Genomic DNA, 1,775 nt, shown 5'->3' with positions numbered 1-1,775 from the left:
GCTACTGGTGAAGCTTACACTCGGCTTACTGCCTATTTGTAACACCGTAGGCAGGGTGAAGACGCCACTACCAGGGTAGGATTCAGGTAGCGTTACAGTAGTGTTTAAGTACTTGCTACCTGTGGGCCCCTGAAGGGAGACGTATACAGTTATGCTCTCGTCCACACTGTAGTTGATTATGTAGTCGAAGGCACTGACAGTCATGTTCTGTCCCTTCTGTACCGAGAGAGAGATGGGGCTGAGGTACGGTCTCCCTTATGGTCCCAGTCACGGAAGCCGAGGCATTGAAGTTCAACCAGTCGTCTACGTAGATCGTAATAGGAGTGTTGGTGGTGAATAGTCGGTCACTCACTAGATTTGCGTATTGAGAGCCAGTAACGTTGGCTGGCGAGTACTTGCCGTTCTCAAGGGTATCATAATTCTTGTTGGTGCTGGTTATTACCGACGTAGTGTAAATACTGAAGTTACCGTTGTATACATTTCCGTAACCGAACATAGCCTGTGCGTTGGAGATGGGGTTATTCTCAAAGACGCTAGTGTTCACATAGACGCCATTCATTATGGCTAAGTAGGACACGTTCTGAATTACCGGATTCTCCATCTTTCCATTGACCGTTATCGAGAATCCACCATTTCCTCCAACTAGGGGGTTTGCCTGCATTACATTATCCACGAAGAAGTCCTCCCAGGTGGAGTTAAGGGGTACGGTGCTCTCAGTGTTTATCAAAGTGGGGGCATAGCTGTTGGTGTTCGCTATGAAGTTGTTTACGGTCACGCTTGCCCCAGTGCTGTATGAGATGGTTATGGTGGAAGCGGAGCTGAAGTAATAGAGGTCGGTGACATTTACCGTTCCTCCTCCTGTTACAACTTGGCCGTAAGTACTTACAAGATTATTGGGGAAGGTACTGGGTAACATCATCTGAAACACTCCAGATGCACCATTGGTTTTTCCTACAACACCATTGAAGGTAAGATAAGGATTAGTCAGGTTGACATTGTCTAACGTGCTATTGATGGTCAAACCAGCGGTGAGACTGACATGGTTACTACTTGTAAGACTCGCACTTAATGTCTCTCCGTTTTGAAGGGTTATTGTGGTTGGAGTGGTAGACAAGGGGGCAGGAGTCAAGGTGATGAAGAACCAGAAGTAGTGCCCTCCGTTTTGCAAGTAATACACTGTCGAGGCGTTAGTTATGTAGTTACTGTTCAAAGGTAACGTGACACCGTTAGCTGTGACTGTGAGGTTCCCCTCCACATACTTTGCACCATATTGGTTCTGAGGCACGTTGGGGTTATACACTGTCACCAGAACTACTTGCGCAGGACCTACCCATTGGCTACTTATAGAGATGGTTACTCCTCCAGCTGATCCACTGGTCTGTGCTTGTGGTATTACACCAAATAGGAATGAACCTCCCATCAAGAAAACTAGGAGGATCGAGAGATATCTCATTGCCTTGTCATGCATACATTATTCACTGATCTGAGCATAACTCGTTAAAATATAAAAAATGGATGACTACTGGTGTATACACCAGATGGGTCAGGATCTTTAGGGGAGAGGACGGGAGGTTGAATATAAACTCGTGAAACTCCATGAAAGTGTTTACCCGTGGCGTAACTTACCTTCTTTAATACTTCTAAATACGCCACAGGTACCCCTCCTAAGGGCTCATACACGGTCACCCCCAGATCATTGGGGTTAGTGGAGGGAAACTTCAATACCCTCCCATCCAATCACTCCCATCCTCGTGAGCAGTGCCCGTCATCGGTTG

The 1,775-nt window shown here is 46.8% G+C and carries 2 protein-coding genes; both read right to left on the bottom strand.

The features are described 5' to 3' along the window. Positions 1-115 precede the first annotated feature (115 nt). Positions 116-1,468, bottom strand: a complete 1,353-nt coding sequence (slaA, locus tag METMK1DRAFT_RS10675; protein WP_009073903.1) for an S-layer protein SlaA — start codon at positions 1,466-1,468, stop codon at positions 116-118. A 29-nt stretch (positions 1,469-1,497) separates the two neighbouring features. Further along, positions 1,498-1,737 (bottom strand): hypothetical protein, encoded by a 240-nt coding sequence (locus METMK1DRAFT_RS16645; protein WP_082230040.1) that lies wholly within the window; start codon positions 1,735-1,737, stop codon positions 1,498-1,500. Positions 1,738-1,775: the final 38 nt, after the last annotated feature.

This window comes from Metallosphaera yellowstonensis MK1, assembly GCF_000243315.1.
Lineage (GTDB): Archaea > Thermoproteota > Thermoprotei_A > Sulfolobales > Sulfolobaceae > Metallosphaera > Metallosphaera yellowstonensis.
Note: the sequence above shows the minus strand (reverse complement) of the source record. Positions and strands in the feature narration are given on the sequence as shown.